The organism is Psychrobacter piechaudii, assembly GCF_900162825.1.
Taxonomy (GTDB): Bacteria; Pseudomonadota; Gammaproteobacteria; order Pseudomonadales; family Moraxellaceae; genus Psychrobacter; species Psychrobacter piechaudii.
This window is the reverse complement of the sequence record NZ_FUGE01000180.1, coordinates 1-6,879: the sequence shown is the minus strand read 5'-3', so window position 1 is coordinate 6,879 and position 6,879 is coordinate 1. Positions and strand designations below refer to the sequence as shown.

General features: G+C 40.5%; 8 protein-coding genes. 7 read left to right on the top strand and 1 reads right to left on the bottom strand.

The features are described 5' to 3' along the window. The 3 genes from A1019T_RS10015 to A1019T_RS10005 form a co-directional block, all read left to right on the top strand. Window positions 1-110, top strand: a 110-nt coding sequence (locus tag A1019T_RS10015; protein WP_143514109.1) for a transposase domain-containing protein, incomplete at its 5' end; no start/stop codon positions are given. 3 nt (window positions 111-113) lie between these two features. Beyond that, on the top strand, window positions 114-611 hold the full coding sequence (locus A1019T_RS13890; protein WP_077451519.1) for a helix-turn-helix domain-containing protein: 498 nt from the start codon (window positions 114-116) through the stop codon (window positions 609-611). Continuing rightward, window positions 515-1,438 carry an IS3 family transposase gene (locus tag A1019T_RS10005; protein ID WP_143514108.1) on the top strand — a complete coding sequence of 308 codons (924 nt, stop codon included), beginning with the start codon at window positions 515-517 and terminating at the stop codon, window positions 1,436-1,438. Before A1019T_RS13890 ends, A1019T_RS10005 begins: the two co-directional genes overlap by 97 nt. Before the next feature lie 93 nt (window positions 1,439-1,531). Here the strand turns inward: A1019T_RS10005 and nhaC are convergent, their stop codons facing one another. Further along, complete coding sequence (nhaC, locus tag A1019T_RS10000; protein ID WP_077451518.1) at window positions 1,532-2,932, bottom strand: Na+/H+ antiporter NhaC; 1,401 nt, start codon at window positions 2,930-2,932, stop codon at window positions 1,532-1,534. Between the two features lie 268 nt (window positions 2,933-3,200). On the opposite strand from nhaC, the gene A1019T_RS09995 reads away from it, so the two are divergent. The 4 genes from A1019T_RS09995 to A1019T_RS09975 all read left to right on the top strand — a co-directional run. Next, window positions 3,201-4,307, top strand: a complete 1,107-nt coding sequence (locus A1019T_RS09995; protein ID WP_077451517.1) for an RNA-guided endonuclease InsQ/TnpB family protein — start codon at window positions 3,201-3,203, stop codon at window positions 4,305-4,307. 60 nt (window positions 4,308-4,367) lie between these two features. Continuing rightward, complete coding sequence (locus A1019T_RS09985) at window positions 4,368-5,564, top strand: amino acid aminotransferase (RefSeq protein ID WP_077451516.1); 1,197 nt, start codon at window positions 4,368-4,370, stop codon at window positions 5,562-5,564. Between the two features lie 84 nt (window positions 5,565-5,648). Continuing rightward, window positions 5,649-6,038: a glycerol-3-phosphate cytidylyltransferase gene (gene tagD / locus A1019T_RS09980; protein ID WP_077451515.1), complete on the top strand. Its 390-nt coding sequence runs from the start codon at window positions 5,649-5,651 to the stop codon at window positions 6,036-6,038. A gap of 193 nt (window positions 6,039-6,231) precedes the next feature. Beyond that, a partial coding sequence (locus A1019T_RS09975; protein ID WP_208608066.1) for a CDP-glycerol glycerophosphotransferase family protein occupies window positions 6,232-6,879 on the top strand: 648 nt, incomplete at its 3' end.

Below are 6,879 nucleotides of genomic sequence, written 5' to 3'. Positions count from 1 at the left end.
GCTTAAATGGCTTGGATGTGTCTGCTTATTTGACAGACGTGCTAAGACGCCTGCCTACTCAAGAGGATCTGGATGAGTTGTTACCTCATCGCTGGGTGCCACCGCAATAGGGGTTGGTCGGATGCTTACCATACTATAGGCAAGGACATACAGGAGCTGCCACAGCTAAGAAGTTTAATGTAAACCCACAATTTGTACATAAATGGGTGAAGCAATATCAAAGCGGTGGTATAGATGCAATAAAGCCAAAGATCAGTAAAGCCTGCTATAGTCGCAAGTTTAAACACGAAGTGATTACAACGATGCTTAGCCAAGGCTTAAGTCAATCTGAGGTGGCACTGAGATTCAACATCAGCCCACCGGCATTAATAAGCCACTGGCACAAAGCATATCGGCTACAAGGCTTGTCTGGACTCACTTCTAAACGTCAAGGTAGAACCGCCATGAGTAAACCCTATATCACAGACAAGCCAGATGATGAAAAGACACTAGCGGAGCTTAAGCGTGAGAATGAATATCTTCGTGCGGAGGTTGCCTATCTAAAAAAGCTGGATGCCTTGCTCAGGAAGCAGGAACAAGCAAGCAAAAAGCAAGGCTTATCGAAGGACTAAGGCAAGATTATCCTTTATCAGCTTTGCTAGACATCGCTAAGATGCCCAAAAGCGTTTTTTACTACCATAGAGCAAAGCTTGATAGTGGCGATAAATATACTGACTTAAAACAGCGTATCGCCACGCTATATCACCAGCATAAAGGCAGGTACGGCTATCGTAGAATAACAGCAGCGCTAAAGCAGTTAGGTAGCCATTACAATCACAAGCTCATTGCCAAGCTGATGCGTCATTTAAACTTAAGCGCACGGATTAGACGACAAAGGTATCGCTCTTATAAAGGCGTACAAGGCAAGATTGCAAAGAACTATTTAAAGCGCCAGTTTAATGCAGATCAACCAAACACACGCTGGCTTACTGATATTACTGAGTTTAAGGTGGGTAATCATAAGCTGTATTTATCACCCATACTTGATTGCTATAACAATGAGATCATCAGTTATACGCTTTCAAAGAGACCGACTTATGACTTGGTTAGTAAGATGCTAGATAAGGCGTTAGATAAGATAGATATGCATCAGAAAAACGGGTTAATGCTGCATTCAGATCAAGGGTGGCACTATCAAATGAGACCGTTTAGTACAACGCTTAAACAGCACGGTATTAAGCAAAGCATGAGTAGAAAAGGAAACTGCTTGGATAATGCATTAATGGAGGGGTTCTTCGGAACACTTAAGTGCGAGACAATTTATATTGAGAAGCCAAAATCGATTGAGCAGTTAGAACAACAAATTCATGAGTATATTCATTATTACAATAATGAACGTATTCAACTTAAACTAAAAGGACTGAGTCCTGTGCAATACAGAACTCAGTCCTTGATCTAAACTAAACCGTCCAACATTTGGGGGTCAGTTCAAAACGGTTTAGAGCTTTTTTTTATAGGCTTAGTATAGGACTACTCGACATTTCAATTCTAACTAAGCCTTATTGTCCAACCGACTAATAGTGACCCCACTAAATCCAAACAAAATAGTCAGCAGCAGCGATAAATAACAGAAGAAAGCATACGGCAGATACTCTAAAACTGGCACCTCAAGCGCTTGGCTAATAAACACCCCACACACACTCCAAGGCACTAACGGGTTAATCACCGTACCGGCATCTTCAATGGTACGTGACAAATTCTTAGGATGTAAATTTAAACGCTCAAAGGTAGGGCGAAATGCGGTGCCTGATAATAAAATACTTAAATACTGCTCACCAATAAGCACGTTGATACTTAGCGCAGACATGGCTGCTGCAAAGATGGCCTGCCCTGCCGTGGTCAGCTTATCCCGTATACCAGCCAATAACGCAGGCAAAACACCCAAAGTTTTTAACAACCCACCCAAACTTAACGCCAAGATCACAATAGTCTGGGTAAAGAACATACTCTGAATACCACCACGCGACAGCATACCGCCCACTTCACCCAGATCTAAGTCCTCAGCTGGGGCATATCCAGAAAATAAATAACCATCCAATTGCTCAATACTTGGCGAACTATGGATATAAGTAATAATCAACGCACTGATAATAGTACAAATAATGGTATAAATAGCATTCACTCGCAGCAAAGCCAATACCACCAACACCACAAAAGGTAATACCGCATAGCTGTGTACCAAGCCACTTTCAATCAACTGCCCTTGCAGCACCGTTACTTGGTATAAGTTCCCAGCATGAGTCTCACCAGACAACATCCAAAACAGAAGCACAGTGATAATCCAAGCCGGCACCGTGGTATACATCATATTGCGTAAGTGCTCAAACAGATCAATACCTACGACCGAAGAAGCAATGGTTCCCGTATCCGATAACGGTGACATTTTATCGCCGAAGAAAGCACCAGAGACCACCGCGCCTGCTGCAATTGCCACATTGGCATCAAAGGCATTACTCATACCGATAAAAGCGACACCGAGGGTTGCTACTGTGGTCAAGCTACTGCCTAAAGCAATGCCGATAATAGAAGTCAGCACAAAAGCTGAGATGTAATAAAATCTAGGAGATATCAGCTCAAAGCCAAAGTACATTAAAGTAGGAATAGCACCCGACATCATCAACGCCGCGACCATTAAACCAATAAAGAAGAACAGATAAATCGCCCCACTACCACTGACCACCCCAGCCGCCATTTCAGACTGCAAGTGATTAAAGCTTAACCCTCGCATCATTCCCATCAATAACAAAAAGCAAATCGCCAACAGCAAAGAGAGGTGCGGAACCCAACCAAAGCTGATCATGGTTACGCCCATAATCAGTAGCACAATACCGGCCATCAAAAAAGCGAGTTTGGGATTAAGTTGCGAGGAGTGGGTGGGAGAATCAGTCGACATAGGTCATCCGTTTTTTTGGTCAGGATAAATAATCGGACCATGATAACAATTTTTTTACATTTTAGATAAGTTTTGGCCGTCAAAGCGGTTAAAACATTGAGTTGTACTACAATCTAGCATTGAGTTCACCGTAAATCTGGTTTATTCTTAGTAAGTATTAAACACTGCCTCTTATGATAGTATTTATATAAGGCTATACTCTGTATTACGTGTCGTAAATCAACTTAAAAAACTTGTTAATTCGAACTAAGTTTGCCACCCTGACACTATGAAAACACTCAAGCTACGCATTAAAGACAAACACATAAAAGAGCTGAATCAGCTAAGCAGTTCAGTAAACTTCGTGTGGAACTATGTCAATGCACTGTGCTTTGAGCATTTAAAGCGTACTGGTAAGTTTTTTAGTGCCTATGATTTAAGTCAATATACTAAGGGCAGCGGTGAGTATTTAGGATTACACAGTCAAACACTGCAAGCCATTAATGAAACTCATGCCAAATCACGTAAGCAGTTTAAAAAAGCCAAACTTCATTGGCGCACAAACAGACCTGATGCCAAACGTAAATCACTAGGATGGATACCTTTTAAAAAGTCTGCTATTAAGTATTTAAGCACAAGACAGACAGGCAAAAAGGCACTAAAATCAACTATTCAGTTATCACTATCTAAAGGTCAAAAGCTCATCATAGATGTATTTGATAGCTACAACCTAAGCCTATATCAAATTAATACGCTTGAGATAGTGCAAGACAGTCGTAATCGTTGGTATGCCTGTATCACCGTCAAAGACTTTCCTAAGCAAGTGGTCGGCAATGGTAGTGTTGGTATTGATTTAGGTTTAAAAGAGTCTGCTACTACCTCAATGGGTGATAAATTAGCGATTAAACAGACCCAAAAGTGGGCTAAAAAGCTTGCTAATGCTCAACGTGCAAATAATAAAGAGCGTGTCAAAGCAATCCACGCCAAAATAAAAAATACAAGGTTAGACTTAATTCATAAATTCACCACCAAGCTTGTTAAAGATAACAGCTTAATTGTGGTCGGTGATGTTAAATCACGCTCATTTACAAACAAGAAAACCAATCTCGCTAAATCGACATACGATGCAGGTTGGTTTGAACTCAAACGACAATTGGACTATAAATGCAAGTATGCAGGTTGTCAGTTTGAAATAGTAAATGAGAGTTACACTACCCAAACCTGCTCGTGCTGCCACAAAATAAGTGACAGTAGTCCGAAAGGTAGAGCAGGACTTGGAATAAGAAGATGGACTTGTGCTGAGTGTGGCACATGGCATGATAGAGATATCAATGCTGCTAAGAACATCCTCGCGGTCGGGCTTGACCGTCTAGCTGTAGGAATCCCCTCGGTTTAGCGAGAGGAGGAAGTCAATCTAAAAGACTGCTTGACCCCCCCCCTTCTTTAAGGAAATAAAATGTTTGAACGTGTCGAATTCTATGCTGGTGACCCAATCTTAGGACTGATGGTTGAATTTGCGAATGATACCAATCCTAATAAAGTAAACCTTGGCGTTGGCGTTTATTATGATGAAGATGGCGTATTGCCGGTACTTGAGTGTGTGAAGACCGCCGAACAGCGCATCGCAGATCCTTTCGCTGCCCGCCCCTACTTACCTATGGAAGGCTTACCTGGTCATCGTAAAGGCTGTCAAAACCTATTATTTGGTAAAGACGCCCCTGTATTACAACAAAACCGTGTAGCGACTGTCGCTACTATCGGTGGTTCTGGTGCCCTAAAAGTAGGTGCTGACTTTATCAGCAAATGGTTCCCACAAGCCAAATGCTACGTGAGTGACCCGACTTGGGGAAACCACATTGCTATCTTTGAAGGCAGCGGCATGGAGGTGGGTAAATACCCTTACTATGACAAAGCCACGGGTTCTGTGAAGTTTGACGAGCTTATCGCTTTCTTCAAAACCCTAAACAAAAATGACGTAGTGCTATTACACCCTTGCTGCCACAATCCAACTGGCGTGGATTTAACTCAAGCCCAGTGGGATGGGCTACTACAAGTGGTTAAAGAACGTGAGCTAATCCCATTCATGGACATCGCTTACCAAGGCTTCGGCGAAGACATGGACAGCGATGCTTATGCCATTCGTAAAGCCGTTGATATGGGTCTGCCTTTATTTGTCAGTAACTCATTCTCGAAAAACCTATCGCTTTATGGTGAGCGTGTTGGTGGCCTATCTGTGGTTTGTCCAACAGAAGAAGAGGCAGACCGCGTATTTGGTCAGCTTAAGTTCACCGTACGCCGTATCTACTCAAGCCCACCGTCACATGGCGGCCGCGTAGTAGATATCGTGATGAATGATGATGAGCTTCATGAACAATGGGTTAGCGAGGTTTATGCTATGCGTGATCGCATCAAAGCTATGCGCTTAAAGTTAAAGTCTGTACTTGAATCAAAAGTACCGGGCCGTAACTTCGATTACCTAACCACTCAAAACGGTATGTTCAGCTTCACAGGTTTAACCCCTGAACAAGTAGAACGCCTAAAAACTGAGTTCGGTATCTACATGGTGTCAAACTCACGTATGTGTGTGGCCGGTCTAAATAGCAGCAACATCGACTATGTGGCCAATGCTATGGCGGAAGTTTTAAAAGACTAATTGCTAATCTAATTTAGATTTCAGTTACCAAAAAGCTGAGCTGTTGCTCGGCTTTTTATTAAATAATTATAGAAGGAACAGTATATGATACGCGTTATAACATATGGAACTTTCGATTTATTACACTATGGACATATAAATTTATTAAGGCGAGCTAAGCAGCAAGGCGACTACCTGATTGTCGCTTTATCAACTGATGAGTTCAACTGGGATTCTAAAAACAAAAAATGCTACTTTAGTTATGAGAAGAGAAAACATTTATTAGAAGCTATCCGATATGTGGATCTTGTTATTCCAGAGAATAGTTGGGAGCAGAAGAAAGAGGATATAGGTATATATCATATTGATAAGTTTGTGATGGGAGATGACTGGCAAGGTAAGTTCGACTTCTTGAAAGAATCTTGTGAAGTTATCTACTTACCTAGGACTCCCGAGATATCAACCTCGCAGATTAAAAGTGATATTAAAGGTTAGTACACTATTCTTACGTAATTAGTCTGTATTGCTCTTATATTATTTAAAAGTAACTATATATAATAAGAATAATATAAATTACAAATTTAGCCTGACCCTCAAAAACAGATTAAAATAATAGAAATCAAAGCAACTGATTAATTTAAATTACCATACACTTTAACATCTGCATCTAATAGGGATGATAACATCCATGAAAAAGATAATCAGACTGGCTGTAGGTAAAAGTGCCTATTTAGCTTATACTGCATTAAACTTAACCCATATGAGAAAAAAAGATCGCATAATATTTGTGAGTTTTCCACCTGCAAGTGATAATAGTTGGTACTTGTACAAACATGCTCTAAAAGAATTAGAGAATTTTGAGCTTATCTGGCTTGTTGACTCAAATTCTCACGAGATCAAGAATAAAATATTAAGTGAGGCAGAAAAGTCACCAAACCATAACTCCGTTAAAATACTCAACAGATGGAGTCTAAGAGGTCTAAACGCATTCTGCAGTTCGAAATTTGTCTTTCATACTCATGGATCTTACTTTTTTATAGGTCCTTCTATTCTATCACCCACAATTGTCAATTTATGGCATGGAATGCCTATTAAAGCTATTGGTCATCTAGATAAGGAGCTTAAAAAGAACTTTACATATTCCGACTATTCTATAGCAACATCTGAGTACTATAGAACACTCATGGCTCAAGCTTTTGGTTTATCCAAAAATCAAGTTTTACCTACGGGGTTGCCACGAAATGATATTTTATTCAAGTTGCTATCATTAAATGAAAAAAATAAGATTATTGATACTCTCAAGGTTGAAAATAATGATAGTTTAGTAGTATGGTTA

Excerpts from the sequence above, each read along its gene's own strand:
- nhaC (WP_077451518.1), bottom strand. The coding sequence starts at position 2,932 with ATGTCGACTGATTCTCCCACCCACTCCTCGCAACTTAATCCCAAACTC.
- A1019T_RS09995 (WP_077451517.1), top strand. The coding sequence starts at position 3,201 with ATGAAAACACTCAAGCTACGCATTAAAGACAAACACATAAAAGAGCTG.
- A1019T_RS09985 (WP_077451516.1), top strand. The coding sequence starts at position 4,368 with ATGTTTGAACGTGTCGAATTCTATGCTGGTGACCCAATCTTAGGACTG.
- tagD (WP_077451515.1), top strand. The coding sequence starts at position 5,649 with ATGATACGCGTTATAACATATGGAACTTTCGATTTATTACACTATGGA.